We start from the raw sequence: 21,426 nt of genomic DNA, 5'->3' as shown, positions 1-21,426 counted from the left end.
GGACAAGACTTTCACATTTCGTTACACATCTTTGTGCTGCCCCTGTCTCAAGACCCGCCCTGCGCGCGGTGGCTTATCGCTGCATGGCCTCCCAGACCTTCTGCAGGCGCTTGACCGACATCGGCACCGGCGTGCGCAGTTCCTGGGCAAACAGTGCAATACGCAGCTCCTCGAGCATCCATCGGAACTCATCAAGCCTGGCGTCCGCGGCCCCCTTGCCCTGCGTGCGCAGCTGCTTTTCCGCGCGCTGCCACTGCTGCAGCAACGGCGCCATCTCCTGCACGCGCTGTGTGTCGCGGGCGGGATCGCCTTTCAACTTGTCCACGCGCATGGCGATGCCCTTCAGGTAGCGCGGGAAATGCACGAGCTGCGTGTAGGGCGTATCGATGATGAACTGCTTGCCCATCAGGCGCCCAAGCTGCGCCTCCATGTCGGCATAGGCCGTGCCGAACGGCTTGGCCTGCAGCAGCTTGCGCGGCAGCCCCGCATATTCGGCCAGGATGGTGCCCGCCAGCCGCGCGATCTCCTGGGCCAGCAGCGACAGCCTGGCCCGCCCCTCGTCCTTGCGGGCGCTGAACTCCGCTTCATTGCGCGGCAGCGGGGCCTGCAGGCAGGCACGCTCGAGCGCCAGCAACACGATCTGCTCGCGCAGCATCTCCTGCGTGCCGAGGGCCATGTACTGCATGGCCATCTGTTGCAGGCCGGGGATGTTCTTTTCGATGAACTTCACCGGTTCCCGCAACTGCAGCGCGAACAGGCGGCGCAGGCCCGCATGGTGGATGCGCTCGGCCTCTTGCGGATCGTCGAAGACTTCGACGTCGCAATGCGTGCCCTTGTCGACCAGTGCCGGGTAGCCGAACAGCGTCTGGCTGCCCTTGCGGATTTCCAGCAGTTCGGGCAGCTCGCCGAAGGACCAGGACGTCAAACCCTCATACTGGCCCGCCTCGGCTGCCGGCACGTCGCGCGCGGCAATGCTCTGGAACGACTGCTGCGCCTGGCCGCCCAGTTCCGCGCGCAACTGCGCCAGGTTGCGCCCCATGTCGAGCTGCCGGCCGTGCTCGTCCACCACCTTGAAGTTCATGAAGTGGTGCGCGGACAGGGTTTCCGGCTTGAAGTCGGCGCGCCGCACGACCGTGCCGGTCTGCTCGCGGATGTCCGCGATCACCACGTCGGTCAGTTCGCCTTCACCGAACGGATGCCGTGCGACAAAGGCGGCGGCATAGTCCGGCAGCGGCACGCAATGGCGGCGCAGCTTCTGGGGCAGCGACTTCAGCAGCAGGTGGACCTTTTCCTTGATCATGCCCGGCACGAGCCATTCCGTGCGCTCCGGCCGTACCTGGTTGAGCGCATAGAGCGGCACGGCCAGCGTGACGCCGTCACGATGGCTACCGGGTTCGAAGTGATAGGTCAGGCTCATGTCGACGCCGGCCACGGACAGGGTCTTGGGGAACAGGTCCGTGGTGATGCCGGCCGCCTCGTGCCGCATCAGTTCCTCGCGGTTGAGGTAGAGCAGCTTGCGGTCCTTGGCGCTTTCGGCCTGGTACCACCGCTCGAACGTCACCTGCTGGCAGATGTCGGCCGGAATCGCGCGGTCATAGAACGCATAGATCAGCTCGTCATCGACCAGTACATCCTGGCGGCGTGACTTGTGTTCGAGGTTCTCGATCTCGCGCACGAGCCGCTGGTTGTGCGCGTAGAACGGCAGCCGCGTGTCGAACTCGCCCTCGACCAGGCCGCGGCGAATGAAAATCTCGCGCGCTTCGGCCGGGTTCATCGGACCGTAGTGCACGCGGCGGTGCTGGTACACCACCAGCCCGTACAGCGTGGCGCGTTCCAGCGCCAGCACCTGCCCGGCCTTCTTTTCCCAGTGCGGGTCGCTCCAGCTCACCTTGAGCAAGTGGCGCCCGACCTGTTCCAGCCACTCCGGCTCGATGCGGGCGAGCGTGCGCGCGAACAGCCGGCTGGTCTCGACCAGTTCCGCCGCCATGACCCAGCGGCCCACCTTGCGCGCGATCAGCGAGCCCGGCCACAGGTGGAACTTGATGCCGCGCGCGCCAAGGTACTCGCGCCCCTTGCCATCGCTTTCCTCGATCCGGCAGCCGACGTTGCCAAGCAGGCCGGTCAGCAACGCCTTGTGCAGTTGCTCGTAGGTTGGCTCGCTGTCGTTCAGGCGCCAGCCCTGCTCGGTCACGGTGGTCAGCAACTGCGAATGCACGTCGCGCCACTCACGCAGCCGCATATGCGACAGGAAGCTCGCACGGCACTGGTCCTGCAACTGCCGGTTGGATTTCTTGTGTGCGACGGCCTCCTCGAACCACGTCCAGAGCTTGACCCACCCCAGGAACTCGGACTTCTCGTCCATGAACTTGCGGTGCGCCTGGTCGGCGGCCTCCTGCGCTTCCTGGGGACGTTCGCGCGGATCCTGCACCGACAGTGCGCTGGCAATGACCAGCACCTCGCGCAGGCAGTGCTGCTCGCGCGCGGCCAGGATCATGCGCGCCACGCGCGGATCCAGCGGCAGCCTGGCAAGCTGCCGCCCGGTTGCGGTCAGCTGGTTGGCATCGTCCACCGCGCCAAGTTCCTGCAGCAGCTGGTAGCCGTCGGCAACAGCCCGGCCCAGCGGCGGCTCGATGAACGGGAAAGCTTCGATATCCGTCAGCCGCAGTGCCTTCATGCGCAGGATCACCGCGGCCAGCGAGGAACGCAGGATCTCCGGATCCGTGAAGCGCACGCGACCGAGGAAATCCGACTCTTCATAGAGCCGGATGCAAACCCCGTCGGCCACGCGGCCGCAGCGGCCGGCGCGCTGGTTGGCGGCAGCCTGCGAAATCGACTCGATCTGAAGCTGCTCGACCTTGTTGCGATAGGAATAGCGCTTGACACGCGCCAGGCCCGTATCCACCACGTAGCGGATGCCCGGCACCGTCAGAGACGTCTCGGCGACGTTGGTCGCCAGCACGATGCGGCGCGCATTGGACGGCTTGAACACGCGCTCCTGCTCCTGCACCGACAGGCGCGCGAACAACGGCAGGATTTCCGTGTGCGGCGGATGATGCTTGCGCAGCGCCTCGGCGGCCTCGCGGATCTCGCGCTCGCCCGGCAGGAACACCAGCACGTCGCCAGGGCCCAGGCGAGACAGCTCATCCACTGCATCGACGATGCCGTCGTACAGGTCACGCTCGCGGGCCTGCGCGCTTTTCGGCGGGCTGTCGGCGGGCGCGCCCTGCTGAATCGGATGGTAGCGGATTTCCACCGGGTACAGCCGCCCGCTCACCTCGATGACCGGCGCCGGCTTGCCATCGACCGAGAAATGCGTGGCAAAGCGCTGCGCATCGATGGTGGCCGACGTGATGATGACCTTGAGGTCGGGTCGCTTCGGCAGGATCTGCCTCAGGTAGCCGATCAGGAAATCGATGTTCAGGCTACGTTCGTGCGCCTCATCGATGATGATGGTGTCGTACGCGCGCAGCAGCGGATCATTCTGCGTCTCGGCCAGCAAGATGCCGTCGGTCATGAGCTTGACCGAGGCGCCAGGCGACAGGGCGTCATTGAAGCGCACCTGGTATCCCACGTGCTCGCCTACCGGCGAACCCAGTTCCTGCGCAATGCGCTTGGCGGTCGAGGTCGCGGCAATGCGCCGCGGCTGGGTATGGCCGATCAGCCCGCCGCCTTCGCGCCCGGGCCCGCGCCCGATCGACAGGCAGATCTTGGGCAGCTGCGTGGTCTTGCCCGAACCGGTCTCGCCGGACACGATGACCACCTGGTTGGCCTGCAGCGCGGCGGCGATCTCGTCGCGGCGGGCCGAGACCGGCAGCGCCTCGGGAAACGTGATCGGGGGCAGCGGATTGGCCTGGTGCGGCGGACGCGGTGCGCGCCGGCGCCCGGCCTGCGCCTCGGCAGCGGGCGCGGTCTCGGGCCGCGGACCGGGCCGGGATGGCGGGCGCTGCGCGGGGCGGCCGTCGGGTCGGGGGGCTGGCCGTGCGCCAGCGGCTGGCTGGCGTGGCGAAGAAGGCTTGGCGGGACGTTGTTCTGACATTGGCGGGGATTATAATCCGCGGCATGAATGCCAGAACCGACACGCCACCGCAGGCACCGGCTCCCTCCCAGCCGGCCGAGCCCCAGCCTGCCACCGAATCGCAGCCCGCCACGGGCGCGCCCCAGACCGAGGCCGTCGAGCGCGGCGCGCCGGACCACCAGCAGTTCGTCGACTGGCTGCGCACCGTCGCGCCCTACATCCACGCCTTCCGCGGCAAGACCTTCGTGATCGCCTTCGGCGGTGAACTGGTCAAGGCTGGCGTGCTCAACGCCCTGGTCAACGATGTGGCGCTGCTGCATGCCATGGGCATGCAGATCGTGCTGGTGCACGGCTCGCGCCCGCAGGTGGAAGAGCAACTGGCGCTGCGCCATGTCGAGTCGCAGTTCGCCGACGGCGTGCGCATCACCGACAACGCCGCGCTCGAATGCGCCAAGGAGGCCTCCGGGGAGCTGCGCCTCGACATCGAGGCGGCCTTCAGCCAGGGGCTGCCGAACACGCCGATGGCCGGCGCCCAGCTGTCGGTGATTTCGGGCAACTTCGTCACGGCGCGGCCGGTAGGCATCGTCAACGGCGTGGACTACCAGCACACCGGGCTGGTGCGCAAGATTGACGGCGAATCGGTACGCATGTCGCTGTCGCACGGCAAGATCGTACTGTTCTCGCCGCTGGGTTTCTCGCCGACGGGGCAGGCTTTCAACCTGTCCATGGAAGACGTGGCCAGCGCCACGGCCACCGCGCTGAAGGCCGACAAGCTCATCTTTATCACCGAGGTGCCAGGCGTGCTGGACCCGGTCGGCAAGCTGATGAAGGAAATGTCGCTGCGCACCGCGGTGGAGCGCCTGCAGAACAACCACCTGACGCCCGATATCGGCTACTACCTGCAGCACCTGGTCAAGGCGCTCAAGGGCGGCGTGCCGCGCGCGCACCTGATTCCCTATTCGCTGGACGGCTCGGTGCTGCTGGAGCTGTTCCTGCACGACGGCGTCGGCACCATGATCTCCGACACCGACCTGGAGAGCCTGCGCGAAGCCACGCTCGACGACGTCGGCGGCATCCTGCAACTGATCGCACCGCTCGAGCAGGACGGCACGCTGGTCCCGCGCGGCCGGCACCTGATCGAACGCGACATCGCCAACTTCTCGGTGATCGAGCACGACGGCGTGCTGTTCGGTTGCGCCGCGCTGTACGACTACCCGCGCGAGAATATGGGCGAGATGGCGTGCCTGACGGTATCGTCCGAAGCGCAGGGCACCGGCGACGGCGAGCGCCTGCTCAAGCGCATCGAACGACGCGCGCGCTCGCTGGGCCTGGACCGGCTGTTCGTGCTCACCACGCGTACCGAGCACTGGTTCCTCAAGCGCGGCTTCGTCCACGCCACCGTGGACGACCTGCCGGAAGACAAGCGCAAGCTCTACAACTGGCAGCGCAAGTCGATGGTGCTCATGAAAAAGCTGTAGGAGCCGTAAGGGGCAATGCCGCTAGGCGGCGGCGCCCCGCCTGGCTTGGCTACAATAGCGCACCAGTCGTCCACTGAAACACAGAAACGGGAGCGCATGAAGCGTGGCATGAAGCATGATTTTGCTGCCCCGCTCCCGCCAATACACACAAGGAGTCCTCATGGCCCGCATGGTCCACTGCATCAAGTTGAACAAGGAAGCCGAAGGGCTCGATTTCCCGCCGCTGCCCGGCGAACTCGGCAAGAAGATCTGGCAAAGCGTGTCGAAGGAAGCCTGGGCCGGCTGGCTCAAGCACCAGACCATGCTGATCAACGAGAACCGCCTGAACATGGCTGACGCGCGGGCGCGTCAGTACCTGATCAAGCAGACTGAAAAGTACTTCTTTGGCGAAGGGGCGGACCAGGCTCAGGGCTACGTCCCACCGCAGGCCTGAAATTCCTGCGCGGAGAACATAAAAAGGGTGCCTCCGGCACCCTTTTTTTGGCTCTTCGCCGGGTTACGGGGTTGCGGGGGATGGGGATGATGGAGCCAATCCGGACCAGAGAACCCCCGCCGGCCACGCCGGCGAAGAAGCTTTTTTATCGGCACATCACGCGCCGGGCGACTTAGAAATCAGTGCGCCGAACGCCCTCACCAGTGCCAAGCAGCAGCACATTCGCACCGCGCAGCGCAAACAGGCCTACCGTCACGACACCAGGGATCTGGTTGATGACCTGCTCCAGCCCACGTGGATCGGTGATCTTCAGCCCGGCCACGTCCAGGATCACATTGCCGTTGTCGGTCTGATAGATGCCGCCGTCCTTGTTCATGCGCAGACGCGGCTGTCCACCGAGCGCGGCCAGCTGTCGCGCCACTGCGGCGCGTGCCATCGGAATCACTTCGATCGGCAGCGGAAAGGCGCCCATGGTCTCCACCAGCTTGCTGCCATCTGCAATGCACACGAACCGGCCCGCGACCGATGCCACGATCTTCTCGCGCGTCAGCGCGCCGCCGCCTCCCTTGATCATGGCGCCGCTGGCGTCAACCTCATCGGCGCCGTCGACATAAACGGGGATGTCGTCGACTTCGTTCAGGTCCAGCACTTTGAAACCATGCTGCTGCAGTCGGCGAGTGGAGGCCTCTGAGCTGGATACCGCACCCGCGAAGCGTTCCTTGAACGCTGCCACGGCGTCAATGAAAAGATTGGCAGTGGAACCGGTACCGACGCCGAGCACCGCGCCCTCCGGGACTTCCTGCTTCACGTAGTCGGCCGCGGCTTGCGCCACCAGTGCCTTGAGTTCATCCTGAGTCATGACAACAGCCAGATGGCTTGGGGAAGAAAACGCGTAGTGTAGCGGATTGCGGCGGCGCGACTTGTGCACGACGGTACAATGAGCCAAAAGGCGCGCACGGTCCCGCAACACGGCCGCCCTTCCCGTCCCAACATGACGACTGCAACGACATACCGATCATGAACCAGCTCGAACAACTCAAGCAGTTCACCACGGTCGTGGCCGATACCGGCGACTTCCAGCTGATGAAGCAGTACACCCCCCAGGACGCCACCACCAATCCGTCGCTGATCCTCAAGGCAGTGCAGAAGCCCGAATACCGCGGGCTGCTGGAACAGGCGGTGCGCGACTACCACGACGAAGGCGGGGTCGATGCCGTGATGGACGGCGTGCTGATCGCGTTCGGCTGCGAGATCCTCGCCATCGTGCCGGGACGCGTATCGACGGAAGTCGATGCCCGCTTGTCGTTCGACACCGAGGCAACGGTCGAGAAGGCCCGGCACCTGATCCGCCTGTACGAGCAGCGCGGCGTGGCGCGTGAGCGCGTACTTATCAAGATTGCATCGACGTGGGAAGGCATTCGCGCAGCGGAGATCCTGCAGCGCGAAGGTATCCGCTGCAACATGACGCTGCTGTTCTCGCTGGTGCAGGCCGTCGCCTGCGCCGAGGCCGGCGCGCAGCTGATCTCGCCGTTTGTCGGCCGCATTCTCGACTGGTACAAGAAGCAGGCCGGCGACCAGTGGGACGCGGCGGCCAATACCGGCGACAACGATCCAGGCGTGCGTTCGGTGCGCCAGATCTACGATTACTACAAGAAGTTCGGCTATGCCACCGAAGTGATGGGCGCGAGCTTCCGCAGCCCCGCGCAGATCATTGCCCTGGCCGGCAGCGACCTGCTCACCATCAGCCCCGACCTGCTCGAGCAGCTGGCCCGCACCGAAGGCACGGTGGAACGCAAGTTGTCGGTCGACCTGGCCCAGGCCGGCAACATCGCGCGCATCCCGGCCGACGAACGCGCGTTCCGCTGGCAGCTGAACGAAGATGCCATGGCCACCGAAAAGCTGGCCGAAGGCATCCGCCTGTTCGCCGCGGACGCGGTCAAGCTGGAAAAGCTGGTCGCGCAAATCGCCGGCTGAAAGGCGTCGCTTAATCCGGCTCCGCCTCGGCGCCGGATGACGACCACAGCAGCGGCAGGCACGCGCCTGCCGCTGCCGGCAGTACCACGTCCGCGGTCTGGTCCAGCGCAGAAGGCTGGGGATTCACCACCACGACCCGCGCACCGTGATCCCTCGCCAGGCCAGGGAGCCCGGCGGCCGGATACACCAGCCCCGACGTTCCCACGACCAGGCACAGGTCGGCTGTCTCGGCGGCATGCTCGGCGCGGAAGCGCGCCACGCGCGGCAGGTCTTCCCCGAACCAAACCACGCCGGGCCGCATCAGCGCGCCGCACAGGCTGCAACGCGGCGGATCGCCGGGAATGGCGGTGGCCTCGTCGCAGCGCCCGCACCCGTTAAGCCATTTGTTGGCAAACAGGTTTCCGTGCAGTTCGATCACATGCACGCTGCCGGCGCGCTGGTGCAGTCCGTCCACGTTTTGCGTGACCAGTGTCACCGGCTTCTGCGCCGCCAGAGCAACCAGCGCATAGTGCGCCGGATTGGGCCGTGCAGCCGCGACCAGTTCGCGCCGGTGCTGGTACCACTCCCATACGAGCGCCGGCTGGCGGCGGTAGGCATCCTCGCTCGCCAGCTCCTCGGGGTCGAATCGCGCCCAGAGCCCGGTCAATGCATCGCGGAACGTGGGCACCCCGGATTCGGCGGAAATGCCGGCGCCAGTCAGCACAAAAACGCTGCGCGCCTGCGCAATGAGGTCCCTGGCTTTTTCAAGGCCGGGCCAGGGAGACGACGTAGGGGTCAGGGGATCCCTGCTCATGCCGTCAACGCTGCGCGCCGCTTGACCAACGGTTCCGCCCACCACACGGCTGGGCTTGCGGGGCAACTGCAGGGCACTGGCATGGCAATCTCGATCAAGAATTCAAACATGGGGGGCAACACGGCGGCGGCCCCGCGCATGGGAGCGCCTGGCGCGGCGAGAAGCCACGCTGCCGCAATTTTAGCCCGCTACCGCGCGCGCGGATCATCTCTCCTAGACTGGACTGCAAGCCAAGCGACGAGTCCGGCCGCCACAAACGCGTGCCCACCAAAGGAGACCAGGACACAGTCCTGCTGCCGGATGCCGATTACTACATCTGCGGGCCGATTCCGTTCATGCGCATCCAACATGACGCACTGAAGGATCTCGGCGTCCGCGAGGCGCGTATCCACTATGAGGTGTTTGGCCCGGACTTGTTTGCAGAATAGCGGCAGGCGGCCGAATCGACGCCGCCTGACAAATGGCGCGCGCCGCGTTATCGCGGCGCGCTGGTTTTTGCAGAAGCTTACTTCACGCGCCGCTGTCGGACGGCCTCGTACAGACAGACACCGCTGGCCACCGACACATTGAGGCTCTCGACGCCGCCAAGCATCGGGATGCCGACCAGTTCGTCGCAGGTCTCGCGCGTGAGGCGGCGCATGCCCTCGCCTTCGGCACCCATCACGATGGCCATCGGCCCTTTCAGGTCGACGTCGTAGAGCGTCTTGTCGGTGCCGTCGGCGGTGCCGACCACCCAGATGCCGCGCTCCTGCAGCTCGCGCAGGGTGCGGGCAAGGTTGGTCACGGTGATATAGGGCACGGTCTCGGCCGCGCCGCTGGCCACCTTGGCCACCGTGGTGTTCAATCCGACGCTGCGGTCCTTGGGCGCAATGACGGCATGCGCACCGGCGCCGTCCGCCACGCGCAGGCAGGCGCCCAGGTTATGAGGATCGGTGACGCCGTCGAGCACCAGCAGCAACGGTGTGCCTTCAATGCCATCGAGCAGTTCGTCGAGGTTCAGTGCCAGCGCCACGTCTTCGGCGCGCGCCACCACGCCCTGGTGACGATCGGTGCCGGCCATGCCGCGCAGGCGCTCGGCGTCCACGGGGTGCAAGCGCACGCCCAGGCCTTCCGCCAGGCGGATGAAGTCTTGCATGCGGCGGTCGCGGCGCGAAGCCTCGACATAGACATCGGTGACGCCCTTGGCGTCCTGGCGCAAGCGCGCGGTCACGGCGTGAAAGCCGATCAGAAGTTTTTGTTTAGCCATGGCGCGATTGTACTCGCCCTGCCCGGCCCGCCATCACGCTTCACGCGCGCCGTCCGGGGACGCCGATGTCACGGCGCCCCGGAAGACCCGGCCTAGCGCTTGCGCGGAGGGCGCGATGTCTTGCCCGCGGTCTTGGCCGCGCGCGTCTTCGACGCCGTCTTGCGTGGCTTGTCCAGATGGCTCGGCTTGGGCTTGGCAGCGCGCTTGGCCGGCTTGCCGCCAGTCTTGACGTGCGGCCGCAGCGGCGTGATCACCGCCTCGAACACCGGTTGCTCTTCGATCACGCGATCCAGCGTCTCGTCGAACGACTCCTCGGGCTTCGAGGTACCGCCCAGCAGCGCCGCCAGTTGCCGCCCCTTCTTGCGCGCCGGCACCGCATGCGCGGCCGGCACGCGCGGCGGCTCGGCTATACCTGCGCGGGCGCGCAGGGTCTTGGCCGACGGCTCCTGCACCAGGCGGAAGTCGATCTTGCGTGCATCGAGATCCACGCGCGACACCTGCACGCGCACGCGGTCGGTCAGGCGGTAGCGGATGCCGGTACGTTCGCCACGCAGTTCGTTGCGGGCTTCGTCGTACTGGAAGTAATCGCTGCCGAGTTCGGTGACGTGCACCAGGCCTTCCACGTACAGCTCGTCGAGCTGCACGAAGATGCCGAACGACGTCACGGCGCTGACGGTGCCGGCGAAGTCGCTGCCCAGCTTGTCGCGCATGAAGTAGCACTTGAGCCAGGCCTCGACGTCTCGCGAGGCCTCGTCGGCACGGCGCTCGTTGGCTGAGCAGTGCAGGCCCAGCTCGTCCCAGATGGCTTCATTGCGCCGTGCGCGTGCCGCGGTCAGTTCCGCCTTCTGCTCGGCATCCTTGGCCTGCAGGCGCCGCGCCTTGGGCGAAATCGCGGTGTTAAGCTCAGTGCCGTGCGCGAAGGCCGGCTGGTACTTCGTATGCGCCAGCACGGCCTTGATCGCGCGGTGCACGAGCAAGTCCGGATAGCGGCGGATCGGGCTGGTGAAGTGCGCGTAGGCCTCATAGGCCAGGCCGAAGTGGCCGATGTTGTCCGGGCTGTAGACCGCCTGCTGCATCGAGCGCAGCAACATGGTCTGCAGCATCGGCGCGTCGGGCCGCGACTTGATCTTGTCCATCACCTCGGCGTAGTCCGACGCCTGCGGCTTGTCGCCACCGCCCAGCGACAGCCCCGAGGTCTTCAGGAATTCGCGCAGGCTCTTCAGCTTTTCTTCGCTCGGACCCGCATGGATGCGGTACAGCGCCGGGTGCTTGAAGCGTTCGAGGAAATCGGCCGCGCAGACGTTGGCCGTCAGCATGCATTCCTCGATCAGGCGGTGCGCGTCGTTGCGCGTGCGCGGCAGGATCTGCTCGATCTTGCCCTGCGCGTTGCAGACGATATACGTCTCGGTGGTATCGAAGTCGATCGCACCGCGCGCGCGCCGTGCCTTGAGCAGGACCTGGAACAGCTCATACAGGTTCTGCAGGTACGGTACGAGTTCAGCGCGCTTGTGTGCCTCCGGACCCTTGGTGTTCGACAGGACCGACCAGACCTCGTTGTAGGTCAGCCGCGCCGCCGAGTGCATGACGGCCGGATAGAACTGGTAGCCCTTCAGCTCGCCCTTGGCGGTAATCACCGCATCGCACACCATGCACAGGCGGTCCACCTGCGGGTTGAGCGAGCACAGGCCATTGGAGAGCTTCTCCGGCAGCATCGGGATCACCCGGCGCGGGAAATACACGGAGGTGGCACGGTCGAGCGCATCGGCATCCAGCGGCATGCCTGGCCGCACGTAGTGCGATACATCGGCAATGGCCACGACCAGGCGCCAGCCCTTGGTGCGGCCGATCTTCACGGGCTCGCAGTAGACGGCATCGTCAAAGTCGCGCGCGTCTTCGCCATCGATCGTGACGAGCGGCACATCGCGCAGATCGATGCGGTGGTCCAGATCGGCCTGCCGCACTTCATCGGGCAGCGCCGAGGCTTCCTTGGCAGCCGCCTCCGAAAACGCATGGGGCACGCCGTACTTGCGTACGGCGATCTCGATTTCCATGCCGGGATCGTCGATATCGCCCAGCACTTCCACCACGCGCCCGACCGGCTGCACATAGCGGTCCGGATATTCGATCAGCTCGACGCTGACCACCTGCCCCACGCGCGCCTTGCCCTGCGCCTTCGGCGGGATCAGGATGTCCTGGCTGATGCGCTTGTCCTCGGGCGCCACGACCAGCACGCCGCCCTCGCTGAGCAGGCGGCCGATCACGTAGCGGTTGGCCCGCTCGATGATCTCGACGATCTGCCCTTCCGGGCGGCCGCGCCGGTCGTAGCCGACCACGCGCACCTGCGCGCGGTCATTGTGCATGGCCTTCTGCAGCTCGCGTTCCGGCAGGAAGATATCATCCTCGCCGTCGTCGCGAATCAGGAAGCCAAAGCCGTCGCGATGCCCCTGCACCCGGCCGGTAACGAAATTCGGTTGATGGGCCAGTTCATAGCGGCCCTTGCGGTTCAGTTCGATCTGCCCGTCGCGTTCCATCGCGGCCAGGCGTTTCTGGAATCCGTCATGCTCCTTGCGCGTGACGGACAGGGCCTTGGCAATATCGCCGGCCGACTGGGGCGACCCCGATGTTCTCAGTACGCCGAGGATTTCTTCCCGGCTGGGGATCGGATAGTTGTTTTGATTCAATTTTTTCTGAAAACTATTTGACAAAATTTCCGCGCTCTCTATAATGAGCGCTTCGGTTGTTTCGACACCTGCCCAGGTGGCGGAATTGGTAGACGCACTAGGTTCAGGTCCTAGCGGTGGCAACACTGTGGAGGTTCGAGTCCTCTCCTGGGCACCAGATCAGCGAGAAACCCGCAGCGCTTTCAAAGCCTGCGGGTTTTTTGTTTTCCGCCCTCGCCTCGCACATCTGATCCGGCAACTTGCACTCCTCGATTCGCAGTCAGATTCGACTGCATCCCATTTATTGATCTGTGGCAGCCAAACGGGCCGCACTGCCGACGAGTGTATCAGTTTCAGTGGCGATTCCGGCATTCTCCCGCCACCTTTACGACACAAATCGCGACTAGTCACCATGTCGTCGCGTCCTAGCACTGCGATACCCCAGGCGGATTGACAAGCCGCACGATCTGTAACTATCATGGTTTCACATTAGAGTTTCGCCATGAGCACAAGCAGCCGGTTCGCCGTCGCCGTTCATATTCTCACCTTGCTGGCCAGCGCCAGCGAACCGCTGCCGTCCTCGCTGATCGCTGGCAGCGTCGGAACCAACCCGGCGCTGATCCGGCGGCTGATCGGGCAACTGGCCGAAGCCGGCCTGGTCACCAGCACCATGGGCAGCACCGGCGGCTCCGCGCTGGCGCGTCCCGCTGAACGCATCACCTTGCTGGACGTATTCCGCGCCGTCGAAACCACGGCATTGATCGCCCTGCATCAGAGTGCGCCCAACCCGGCCTGCATGGTGGGCAGGGAGATCACCGGCGCCCTGCGGCAGGTGGCCGACCGGGCCCAGTCGGCAATGGACAATGCCCTGGCGGAGATCACCATTGCCGGCATGCTCGCCGATGTCGAACATGCCGCCCAGCGCCGCAAGCGCTGATTTTTTCACCCCGATGTGTAACCGGGTTGGTTTCACATCAAGATCCGCCACGCTGGGCGTGGCATTCACCCTCCACCCTGACAAACAGGAGCAAGCATGAACATTGCCATCCTCGGCGCCACCGGCCGCGTGGGAACCCGCCTGATCGACGAAGCACTGCGCCGCGGCCATCGCGTCACCGCACTGGCCCGCACGGCCAGCAAACTGCCCGCCCGTGAAAGCCTGACCAGGCGCGACGTTGACGCGACCGACAGCCAGGCGCTGGCGACCGCACTGGCAGGCCACGATGTAGTCATCAGCACGGCGCGGTTCGAGCAATTGAACGCATCGCAGGTCGTGGGGCCAGTCAAGACAGCCGGCGTGCCGCGACTGCTAGTGGTCGGCGGCGCAGGCAGCCTGTTCGTGGCACCCGGCACGCAACTCGTGGATACGCCTGAATTTCCGGCGGCCTACAAGGGCGAAGCGCTGGCTGGCCGCGACTTTCTCAATGCCTTGCGCGGGGAGCCCGATTTGGACTGGACCTTCCTGTCGCCGTCGGCACTGTTCGAGCCCGGCGAGCGCACCGGCAAGTACCGTGTGGGCCAGGATGCCTTGCTGGCGGATGCTGCCGGCAAAAGCCGGATCTCGATGGAAGACTACGCGATCGCCATGCTCGACGAGATCGAGAAGCCGGCGCATCCGCGCCAGCGCTTCACCATCGGTTATTGAAGTCGGATATGCGCGCCCCCGGACGGGGCCGCGCATTGCGCGACAGCGCTTCAGCCTTGCGCGCCATCTTCCTGCGCGCGTTTGCCGCGCTTGAGCCAGGCCGACAGGTTGTGCGGGCGCAGCGTGTCGTACTCCTCGAACGGCTGGTGGATCCAGGGGTTCGACGGCAGGAAGGTCACATGATAGTCCGGCTTGACCTTGGAGCATGCCTTGTACCAAAGCACCGCGGAGCGGACTTCCGTCACGGCGGGATAGCGCTCTTTCAGATGCCGTCCCACGCGCTCCAGGGTCACGCCCGAGTCGACCAGATCGTCCACCAGCAGGATCTTGCCGGTGAGCTCGCCGCGCGTCATGGTGATGTACTGCGCGATATCGAGGTCGCCCTGCTGCGTGCCCGCGGCTTCGCGATAGCTGCTGGTAGCCAGGATAGCCAGCGGCACGTCGAAGATGCGCGACATCTGGTCGCCCACGCGCAGGCCACCGCGCGCCAGGCACAGGATCTTGTCGAACTTCCAGCCCGACTCATGCACGTTCAGCGACAGACGCGCGATCAGGCGATGGTACTCATCCCAGGACACCCACAGGTTCTCATCGTCGTTCGTTGGCTGATTCATGATTTACTCGTTTCTTCTTCGGGTCTGTTGACCGATATGGCTCGGCCCGCTTGCGCGGGCCGATTTGTTCTTGCGGGGCCGCCGCGCTTGTGGCGCGCGGCCTTTGCAGTCTGGGTACGCTGGGTCAGGCCAGGTACGGGTGACGGAGCAGGATCGTTTCGTCGCGATCCGGGCCGGTCGAGATCATGTCGATCGGAATGCCGACCACTTCCTCCACGCGCGTGAGGTAGGTGCGCGCGGCTTCCGGCAGCGCATCCCACGACTTCACGCCGAAAGTCGACTCATTCCAGCCGGGGAATTCTTCGTACACCGGTTCGCAGCGCGCTACGGCATCCGAGCCTCGCGGCAGGATATCCACGGTCTTGCCGTCCAGCGTGTAGCCGACACACAGCTTGATGCTTTCCAGGCCGTCGAGCACGTCGAGCTTGGTCAGGCACAGGCCCGACACACCGTTGATCTGCACCGAGCGCTTGAGCGCGGCGGCATCGAGCCAGCCCGTGCGGCGCGGACGGCCGGTCACCGAGCCGAATTCCTTGCCAACATTGGCCAGGCGCACGCCGACGGGATCCTGGCGAGCGGGATTGTCGTTGTCGTACAGTTCGCTCGGGAACGGACCGGCACCAACGCGCGTGCAGTAGGCCTTGGTGATGCCCAGGATGTAGTTCAGGCGGCCCGGACCCACGCCGGCACCCGCAGCGGCCGCACCGGCCACGCAGTTGCTCGAGGTGACGAACGGATACGTGCCGTGGTCCACGTCGAGCAGCGTGCCTTGCGCGCCTTCGAACATCAGGTTGCCACCGGCAGCGTTGACCGCGTAGAGCTCGGCCGACACGTCCGCGACCATCGGTGCCAGGCGCGGCGCAAAGGCCAGCGCCTCATCCAGGGTCTGCTGGTAGTCCACGGCTTCGGCGCCGAGGTACTGCGTCAGCATGAAGTTGTGGAAGTCAAGGTTCTCGCGCAGGCGCTCGGCGAACTGCTTCGGATCGAACAGGTCCTGCACGCGCAGCGCGCGGCGGGCGACCTTGTCTTCGTACGCGGGCCCGATGCCGCGACCGGTCGTGCCAATCTTGGCCGCGCCGCGGCGCGCTTCGCGCGCCTTGTCGATAGCCACGTGGTACGGCAGGATCAGGGTTGCGGCCTCGGAAATGCGCAGGCGCTTCTGCACTTCGAGGCCAGCCGATTCGAGTTCTTCGATTTCACGGAACAGGGCTTCAGGCGACAGCACCACACCGTTGCCGATGTAGCAGACCGTGCCTTCGCGCATGATTCCCGACGGGATCAGCCGCAGGATGGTCTTCTTGCCGCCGATGATCAGGGTGTGGCCAGCGTTGTGGCCGCCCTGGAACCGCACCACGCCCTTTGCATGGTCGGTAAGCCAATCGACGATTTTTCCCTTGCCTTCGTCACCCCACTGGGTTCCGATCACGACGACATTGCGTCCCTGGCCTACTGCGGATGCGGACATATTGCTTTGGTCAATAGGTTAAAAACGTATTCTACTCTCGTTGCCGGTCGATTCCTGCTTTTTGGGCAAATGACCGGCATCATGATTCAGCGCGGCACAACAACCCAGCCGGCTTCCTGGCGCACGAGCTGGCGGTCGCAGCTGAATTCATCGAGTTCATTGGTATGCCCGGGCAGCGACTGGATCACGATTTCGCCCGCTGCCCGCAGCGCCACGATGGCAGCACGAAGGGCAGGATCCGCGTCCCAGGGCGCGAAAACGGCCTGGGCGCGCACTTCTATCGGTGACAGTGCGGCCACTTCGCGCAGATCCAGCGAGAATCCGGTAGCCGGGCGTGCGCGACCAAAGGCCTCGCCAACCTTGTCATACCGGCCCCCGCGCGCCACATAGTTCGGCAGCCCCGCAACATACGCTGCAAACATCACACCGCTGTGATAGTGGTAGCCGCGCAAGTCGGACAGGTCGATGTTGACACTCGCGCCGCGTACCTGCGTCGCCAATGCCGCCAGTTCGTCCAGGGCGCGCCCGATTGCCAAGCTGTCGGGCAGCGTGGCGCGGGCACGATCCAGGACCTCCACCCCGCCATACAGCGTCGGCAGTGCCAGCAGTGCGTCCCGCTCGGTCTGAGGCAGGCCTTGCGTGATCTCGCGCAGTCCCGAGACGTCCTTGGTTTCCAGCGCTGCGAACAGCGCATCTTCGATCCGGCGGATCGATGGCAGGCCGTCCAGCAGCGCCTCGAGGATACCGGCATGGCACAGGTCGATGCGGATATCCGACAGGCCCGCAGCCTGCAACGCGGCAAGCATCAGTTCCTGGATCTCGACATCAGCCTCCAGGCCGGCATGGCCGTAAATCTCGGCACCCACCTGGATCGGCTCGCGCGTGGCATGGAACCCGGCCGGACGCGCGTGCAGGACGTTCCCCGCATAGCACAGGCGGGTCACGCCAGGGCGGTTCAGCAGGTGCGCATCGATGCGCGCCACCTGCGGCGTGATATCGGCGCGCAGACCCATCGTGCGGCCAGACAGCTGATCCACCAGCTTGAGCGTGCGCAGATCCAGGTCGTGCCCGGTTCCCGTCAGCAGCGACTCAAGGTATTCCAGCATCGGCGGCATGACCAGCTCATAGCCGTAGGTACGGAACAGGTCCAGCATGCGGCGGCGCAATTCCTCGATCTTGCGGGCCTCCGACGGCAAGACGTCGGCGATGTTTTCTGGCAGCAGCCAATGGTTGGACATGATGAATCTCTTCTCTGTATGACACGTTTGCACGCAGGTCCCAACCTGCACACCTGGCGAATCCAATGCGGCCCTGCGCGTCCGCGCCGTCACTTCGGGCGCCGAGCCCCAGCCGGACAAAACCCCGGCAAGCCGGGGTTTTGTCACCTCGCCACAAACTCAGCACTTTCGCTAGCGTCGTCCTCCGGACGCACTACTCGCCGCAGGGGTCGCAGCACCACCGCTGGAGCGCATGTAGCGGAAGAAGTCCGAATTCGGCTCCAGCACCATGATGTCGCGCTTGTCGCGGAAGGTATTGCGATAAGCCTCCATGCTGCGCCAGAACTGCGCGAACTGCGGATCCTTGCCAAAGGCGTCAGCATAGGTCTGCGACGACTTGGCATCGCCTTCACCCTTGATCACCTGCGCATCGCGGTAGGCCTCGGCCAGTACCACCTCGCGCTGGCGATCGGCATCCGCGCGGATCTTCTCGCCTTCAGCGGCGCCGGTCGAGCGCAGCTCGTTGGCCACGCGCTTGCGCTCGGCTTCCATGCGGCGGTACACCGACTCACTGATGGCCGGCAGCAGGTCCACACGCTTGAGGCGCACATCGAGGATCTCGACGCCGACCGACTGCGCGTACTCCGACATGCCGGCGCGGATATTCTGCATGACCTTCTCACGCTCGCCGGCAACCACGTCAGCCACGGTGCGCTTGCCGAACTCCTCGCGCGCCACCGCGTCGATACGCTGGGTCATGCGATCCTGGGCACTGCGCACATTGCCGCCGAAGGCAACGTAGAACTTGCGGGGATCCGTGATCCGCCATTTGACGAACCAGTCCACCACCATGCTCTTCTTTTCCGCAGTCAGGAAACGTTCGCTGGCGGCGACGTCAATGGTCTGCAGGCGGCGGTCCATGAACACCACGTTCTGCAGCGGCGGCGGCAGCTTGAAGTGCAGGCCGGGCTCGCGCACGATCTGCTTGATCTCGCCAAAGGCGAACACCACGGCGTACTGGCGCTGGTCTACGACGAACATCATCGAAGACGCCACGGCCAGCAGGATGAAAGCGCCAATCGCAAAGGAAATCAGTCGGTTCATGACGGTCTCCTCAGCGCGAATCGCGGTCACGGTTGCGCAGGGATTCGCGCGACCGGATATCGGCCGATGAATCCGGCGCCGGCGCCGGCGCTTGCGCGCCGGCGCCGCTGGCCGGCTGCGAAGGCGTCTGCGCACCACTACGGCCATCACCCTGGGCCTGTGCCATCAGCTTGTCGAGCGGGAGATACAGAAGGTTGCTGCCCTGGCGCGCATCCACGAGCACCTTGGTCGAATTGGCGTAGATCTGCTGCATGGTCTCGATATAGATGCGGTCGCGCGTCACCTGGGGTGCCTTGGCGTATTCGCCCTGCACCGAACGGAACCGCGAAGCATCGCCTTCAGCCTGGGCCACAACGCGCGCGCGGTAGGCCTCCGCCTCTTCCTTCAGCCGCGCCGCCGTACCCTTGGCGCGCGGAATCACGTCATTGGCATAGGCCTGGCCTTCACTGATCGCGCGCTCGCGATCCTGGCTGGCCTTGTTCACGTCGTCGAACGCGGCCTGCACCTGCTCGGGCGGCTGCACGCTCTGCACGTTGACCGAGATCACGCGGATACCGGTCTTGTATGCGGTCAGGATCGACTGGATCGACTTGGCCAGCCCCTGCGCGATCTGCTCGCGGTTCTCGTACAGCACCGCGTCCATCTTGTTGCGGCCGACGATTTCACGCACCGATGTTTCGGCAGCCTGCGTCACGAGTTCTTCATCGCCACCGCGATCGGTCTTGTTGAAGAACAGGAATTCGCTGGCATCCTGGATGTCGTACTGGACCGTGAAGCGGACGTCGATGATGTTCTCGTCCTGCGTCAGCATCGACGAGTCCTTCAGGTTGCTGTCCTTGATGGAAGTGGAGCGCCCCACTTCCACCGATCGCACGGCCGACAGGTTGACCACCTCGGCCGACTGGATCGGCCAGGGCAGGCGCCAGTTGATGCCGGGGCCCGTCGAGTACTTGAACTTGCCAAATTGCAGGATCACCGCGGTCTGGCCTTCCTGCACCATGAAGAAACCGCTGGCCAGCCAGATGCCGACCACGGCGGCCACCACCACGCCGACCCCTACGCCTGAGCCCTTGCCGGGCATGCGCGGGCCGCCGAAGCCCTGACCGCCGTTACCGTTCTCCTTGCGCCCGAGCAATCCGTTCAGACGCCGGTTGAAGTCGCGCCAGAGTTCGTCGAGATCCGGCGGTCCGTCCTGCGGGCGCTGGTTCTGCTGACGGTTCCCGTCCCGGTCGCTCGCACGGCCGTCCTTGTCATCCTCATCCTGGCCGTCGCGCCCCCAGCGGGGATCGTTCAGCGAGAAGATTGCGCGCAGGCGCTGCCATCCCGCACGCAGCGGAAATCGGCCGCCCGGGGTCAGGCTCGATTCAGGATTCCGGGAGAACTGGGGCATGAAGTGCACGGGTCCGGGAAGTTTGTAACAGGGGGATTCTAGCAGTCATCTGCGCCACTTTTGGCCAAATCGCGCAATCCGGCCGCGAAGCTCGCCGAAAAGGATCAGGACGAGACGCGATCCTCCGGATCGTGCCCCTCATCCCAGTCGAATCCGTCGCCGTCCGCGCGCGGGCCCTGCTCCGACAAGCGCGGATCGAACGGCGCAGCTTCAGGTGGCAGGTTTGCCAACCACTGCGCGACTTCAACGATCGACTGCCGCAGCGCGTCCAGGCCTACGCCCTCGCGGGCGCTGAGGAACACCCGCGTCGGCACGCCGTTTTCATCGCGCTCGACACGAGCGCCCTGCTCCTGCAACTCCGGCGCGGCATCGATCTTGTTCATCACGACGATCTGCGGAATGCCGGAGGCTTCGATTTCGGCCAGCACCCGGTTGACCTGCTCGATCTGCTCGTGACGCACCGGACTCGATGCGTCGACGACATGCAGCAGCAGGTCGGCATGCACGGTTTCGTCGAGCGTCGCACGGAACGCCTCGACCAGCTGGGTAGGCAGGTCGCGGATGAAACCGACCGTATCCGACAACACGACATTGCCGAGCCCGTCCAGGAACATCCGCCGGGACGTGGTATCCAGCGTCGCGAAAAGCTGGTCGGCCGCATAGGCCCCGGCCTTGGTCAACGCATTGAACAGCGTCGACTTGCCCGCGTTGGTGTAGCCGACCAGCGAAATGCTTAAGGTTTCATTGCGCGCGCGGGCACGCCGCTGCGTGCTGTGCTGCCGCTGCAGCCGGGCAAGATCGGACTTCAGCCGCTTGGCCCGGGTATCGAGCATACGACGGTCCAGTTCCAGCTGGCGCTCGCCCGGGCCGCCCCGCATGCCGATCCCGCCCTTCTGCCGCTCCAGGTGGCTCCACGCACGGACCAGCCGCGACGCTTGGTACTGGACCTGCGCCAGCTCCACCTGCACCTTGCCGACATGGCTCTGCGCGCGCTGGGCGAAGATATCCAGGATCAGGCCGGTACGGTCGATCACATGGCGCAGGAGAAAGCGCTCCAGGTTACGTTGCTGTGCCGGGCTCAAGGCATGGTTGAACACCACGATATCGGCATCCAGCGCATCGGCTGCCTCCTTCAACTCCTCGGCCTTGCCCGAACCGATGAACAGCGCCGGATCCGGCCGCGAGCGCTTGCCGGTCAGCGTATGCACCGGCAAGGAGCCTGCCGTGGTAGTCAACAGGGCAAGCTCGCTCAGGCTTTCCTGAAAGTCATGCTTGCCGAAATCCACGCCGACGAGAATGGCACGCGACGGTTCGGTGTTGGAGGTAGCTCTGGGATCCAAGCGGGGGGCGCTACGCGCGAAGTAAAACGGTTTTGGGGAGACGACCGGAACT

Annotated in this window: 16 protein-coding genes, 1 tRNA gene and 1 pseudogene; 7 read left to right on the top strand and 11 right to left on the bottom strand. The window is 65.3% G+C overall.

Going from position 1 to position 21,426, the window contains the following annotated elements:
• Positions 1-73 precede the first annotated feature (73 nt).
• Entirely contained in the window at positions 74-4,036 is a 3,963-nt protein-coding gene (gene hrpA / locus CupriaWKF_RS06245; RefSeq protein ID WP_276100118.1) for an ATP-dependent RNA helicase HrpA, read from the bottom strand.
• Between the two features lie 23 nt (positions 4,037-4,059).
• On the opposite strand from hrpA, the gene argA reads away from it, so the two are divergent.
• Positions 4,060-5,493: an amino-acid N-acetyltransferase gene (argA, locus tag CupriaWKF_RS06240; protein WP_276100117.1), complete on the top strand. Its 1,434-nt coding sequence runs from the start codon at positions 4,060-4,062 to the stop codon at positions 5,491-5,493.
• Positions 5,494-5,653: 160 nt separating this feature from the next.
• On the top strand, positions 5,654-5,926 hold the full coding sequence (locus CupriaWKF_RS06235) for an oxidative damage protection protein (RefSeq protein WP_276100116.1): 273 nt from the start codon (positions 5,654-5,656) through the stop codon (positions 5,924-5,926).
• A 172-nt stretch (positions 5,927-6,098) separates the two neighbouring features.
• Here CupriaWKF_RS06235 and rpiA read toward each other — a convergent pair whose 3' ends face one another.
• Positions 6,099-6,785, bottom strand: coding sequence for a ribose-5-phosphate isomerase RpiA (gene rpiA / locus CupriaWKF_RS06230; RefSeq protein WP_276100115.1), 687 nt, complete (start codon positions 6,783-6,785; stop codon positions 6,099-6,101).
• 158 nt (positions 6,786-6,943) lie between these two features.
• On the opposite strand from rpiA, the gene tal reads away from it, so the two are divergent.
• On the top strand, positions 6,944-7,900 hold the full coding sequence (tal, locus tag CupriaWKF_RS06225; protein WP_276100114.1) for a transaldolase: 957 nt from the start codon (positions 6,944-6,946) through the stop codon (positions 7,898-7,900).
• Positions 7,901-7,910: 10 nt separating this feature from the next.
• Here the strand turns inward: tal and CupriaWKF_RS06220 are convergent, their stop codons facing one another.
• Positions 7,911-8,693 (bottom strand): NAD-dependent deacylase, encoded by a 783-nt coding sequence (locus CupriaWKF_RS06220; RefSeq protein WP_276100113.1) that lies wholly within the window; start codon positions 8,691-8,693, stop codon positions 7,911-7,913.
• A gap of 278 nt (positions 8,694-8,971) precedes the next feature.
• Here CupriaWKF_RS06220 and CupriaWKF_RS06215 point away from each other — a divergent pair.
• A pseudogene (locus CupriaWKF_RS06215) lies at positions 8,972-9,121 on the top strand (nitric oxide dioxygenase); the annotation flags it as partial.
• Between the two features lie 77 nt (positions 9,122-9,198).
• On the opposite strand, the gene rlmB reads toward CupriaWKF_RS06215, so the two are convergent.
• Entirely contained in the window at positions 9,199-9,939 is a 741-nt protein-coding gene (gene rlmB / locus CupriaWKF_RS06210; RefSeq protein WP_276100112.1) for a 23S rRNA (guanosine(2251)-2'-O)-methyltransferase RlmB, read from the bottom strand.
• A 92-nt stretch (positions 9,940-10,031) separates the two neighbouring features.
• Positions 10,032-12,620: a ribonuclease R gene (gene rnr, locus CupriaWKF_RS06205; RefSeq protein WP_276100111.1), complete on the bottom strand. Its 2,589-nt coding sequence runs from the start codon at positions 12,618-12,620 to the stop codon at positions 10,032-10,034.
• Between the two features lie 70 nt (positions 12,621-12,690).
• Here rnr and CupriaWKF_RS06200 point away from each other — a divergent pair.
• The 3 genes from CupriaWKF_RS06200 to CupriaWKF_RS06190 all read left to right on the top strand — a co-directional run bounded on the left by CupriaWKF_RS06200 (position 12,691) and on the right by CupriaWKF_RS06190 (position 14,244).
• Positions 12,691-12,777: transfer RNA gene (locus tag CupriaWKF_RS06200), tRNA-Leu, on the top strand.
• Positions 12,778-13,101: 324 nt separating this feature from the next.
• A complete protein-coding gene (locus tag CupriaWKF_RS06195) occupies positions 13,102-13,536 on the top strand; it encodes an Rrf2 family transcriptional regulator (protein WP_276100110.1) in 435 nt (144 codons plus the stop codon).
• 96 nt (positions 13,537-13,632) lie between these two features.
• Positions 13,633-14,244 (top strand): NAD(P)-dependent oxidoreductase, encoded by a 612-nt coding sequence (locus CupriaWKF_RS06190; RefSeq protein ID WP_276100109.1) that lies wholly within the window; start codon positions 13,633-13,635, stop codon positions 14,242-14,244.
• 50 nt (positions 14,245-14,294) lie between these two features.
• Here the strand turns inward: CupriaWKF_RS06190 and CupriaWKF_RS06185 are convergent, their stop codons facing one another.
• The 6 genes from CupriaWKF_RS06185 to hflX form a co-directional block, all read right to left on the bottom strand.
• A complete protein-coding gene (locus CupriaWKF_RS06185) occupies positions 14,295-14,858 on the bottom strand; it encodes a phosphoribosyltransferase (protein ID WP_276100108.1) in 564 nt (187 codons plus the stop codon).
• Between the two features lie 124 nt (positions 14,859-14,982).
• Positions 14,983-16,323, bottom strand: coding sequence for an adenylosuccinate synthase (locus CupriaWKF_RS06180; protein ID WP_276100107.1), 1,341 nt, complete (start codon positions 16,321-16,323; stop codon positions 14,983-14,985).
• Between the two features lie 86 nt (positions 16,324-16,409).
• On the bottom strand, positions 16,410-17,561 hold the full coding sequence (locus tag CupriaWKF_RS06175) for an ATP phosphoribosyltransferase regulatory subunit (RefSeq protein ID WP_276100106.1): 1,152 nt from the start codon (positions 17,559-17,561) through the stop codon (positions 16,410-16,412).
• A 171-nt stretch (positions 17,562-17,732) separates the two neighbouring features.
• Positions 17,733-18,644 carry a protease modulator HflC gene (hflC, locus tag CupriaWKF_RS06170; protein ID WP_276100105.1) on the bottom strand — a complete coding sequence of 304 codons (912 nt, stop codon included), beginning with the start codon at positions 18,642-18,644 and terminating at the stop codon, positions 17,733-17,735.
• 10 nt (positions 18,645-18,654) lie between these two features.
• The gene (hflK, locus tag CupriaWKF_RS06165; protein ID WP_276100104.1) at positions 18,655-20,034 is read right to left on the bottom strand and encodes an FtsH protease activity modulator HflK; all 1,380 of its coding nucleotides are present in this window, start codon (positions 20,032-20,034) and stop codon (positions 18,655-18,657) included.
• A 104-nt stretch (positions 20,035-20,138) separates the two neighbouring features.
• Positions 20,139-21,374, bottom strand: coding sequence for a GTPase HflX (gene hflX / locus CupriaWKF_RS06160; protein ID WP_276100103.1), 1,236 nt, complete (start codon positions 21,372-21,374; stop codon positions 20,139-20,141).
• Between the last annotated feature and the right edge of the window lie 52 nt (positions 21,375-21,426).

The organism is Cupriavidus sp. WKF15 (genome assembly GCF_029278605.1).
Lineage (GTDB): Bacteria > Pseudomonadota > Gammaproteobacteria > Burkholderiales > Burkholderiaceae > Cupriavidus.
Note: the sequence above shows the minus strand (reverse complement) of the source record. Positions and strands in the feature narration are given on the sequence as shown.

Excerpts from the sequence above, each read along its gene's own strand:
- hflK (WP_276100104.1), bottom strand. The coding sequence starts at position 20,034 with ATGCCCCAGTTCTCCCGGAATCCTGAATCGAGCCTGACCCCGGGCGGC.
- argA (WP_276100117.1), top strand. The coding sequence starts at position 4,060 with ATGAATGCCAGAACCGACACGCCACCGCAGGCACCGGCTCCCTCCCAG.
- hrpA (WP_276100118.1), bottom strand. The coding sequence starts at position 4,036 with ATGTCAGAACAACGTCCCGCCAAGCCTTCTTCGCCACGCCAGCCAGCC.
- hflC (WP_276100105.1), bottom strand. The coding sequence starts at position 18,644 with ATGAACCGACTGATTTCCTTTGCGATTGGCGCTTTCATCCTGCTGGCC.
- rpiA (WP_276100115.1), bottom strand. The coding sequence starts at position 6,785 with ATGACTCAGGATGAACTCAAGGCACTGGTGGCGCAAGCCGCGGCCGAC.
- CupriaWKF_RS06180 (WP_276100107.1), bottom strand. The coding sequence starts at position 16,323 with ATGTCCGCATCCGCAGTAGGCCAGGGACGCAATGTCGTCGTGATCGGA.
- tal (WP_276100114.1), top strand. The coding sequence starts at position 6,944 with ATGAACCAGCTCGAACAACTCAAGCAGTTCACCACGGTCGTGGCCGAT.
- CupriaWKF_RS06185 (WP_276100108.1), bottom strand. The coding sequence starts at position 14,858 with ATGAATCAGCCAACGAACGACGATGAGAACCTGTGGGTGTCCTGGGAT.
- CupriaWKF_RS06220 (WP_276100113.1), bottom strand. The coding sequence starts at position 8,693 with ATGAGCAGGGATCCCCTGACCCCTACGTCGTCTCCCTGGCCCGGCCTT.
- CupriaWKF_RS06175 (WP_276100106.1), bottom strand. The coding sequence starts at position 17,561 with ATGTCCAACCATTGGCTGCTGCCAGAAAACATCGCCGACGTCTTGCCG.
- rlmB (WP_276100112.1), bottom strand. The coding sequence starts at position 9,939 with ATGGCTAAACAAAAACTTCTGATCGGCTTTCACGCCGTGACCGCGCGC.
- CupriaWKF_RS06235 (WP_276100116.1), top strand. The coding sequence starts at position 5,654 with ATGGCCCGCATGGTCCACTGCATCAAGTTGAACAAGGAAGCCGAAGGG.
- CupriaWKF_RS06195 (WP_276100110.1), top strand. The coding sequence starts at position 13,102 with ATGAGCACAAGCAGCCGGTTCGCCGTCGCCGTTCATATTCTCACCTTG.
- CupriaWKF_RS06190 (WP_276100109.1), top strand. The coding sequence starts at position 13,633 with ATGAACATTGCCATCCTCGGCGCCACCGGCCGCGTGGGAACCCGCCTG.